Source organism: Bradyrhizobium uaiense, from assembly GCF_010811875.1.
In the GTDB taxonomy this organism is placed as follows: domain Bacteria; phylum Pseudomonadota; class Alphaproteobacteria; order Rhizobiales; family Xanthobacteraceae; genus Bradyrhizobium; species Bradyrhizobium uaiense.
Map to the genome: position 1 here is coordinate 1 of NZ_VKHP01000581.1, position 497 is coordinate 497.

Consider the following 497-nt stretch of genomic DNA (forward strand, 5'->3'; position numbering starts at 1 on the left):
GCGCCGAGAGCGTGTTTCGCTGGACCGCCGAGGGCAAGTCGGTCGAGCGGCGCGGTGCAGGCCCGATGGATGCTTCACTGTTCGGACGCGGCGCGGGCGAAGGCCTCGGTGTGCATATCTGCACCGGGCCGGTGTTCGTGCGCGGCGCCGAGGAAGGCGACGTGCTCGAAGTGCGCATCATCGACGTGGCGCCGCGGCCCTGCGCCAATCCGAAATATTCCGGCAAGGCGTTCGGCAGCAACGCCGCCGCATCGTGGGGCTTCCATTACAAGGATCTGCTCACCGAGCCGAAGCCGCGCGAGGTCGTCACGATCTACGAGGTCGACGCAACCGGCGAGCGCAACTGGGCGCGCGCCGTCTACAATTTCACCTGGACGCCGCAGACCGATCCGTCCGGCGTGGTGCACAAGACGATCGATTATCCCGGCGTCCCGGTCGATCATTCGACGGTCACGGAGAACCACGGCATCCTGAAGAACGTGCGCATCCCGGTGCGT

Annotated in this window: 1 protein-coding gene; it reads left to right on the top strand. The window is 66.6% G+C overall.

Features of this window, described 5'->3' with window-relative positions; translation table 11 throughout:
• Window positions 1–497 (top strand): acetamidase/formamidase family protein (locus FNJ47_RS46585; RefSeq protein WP_175068530.1); only part of this gene is annotated, 497 nt, incomplete at both ends.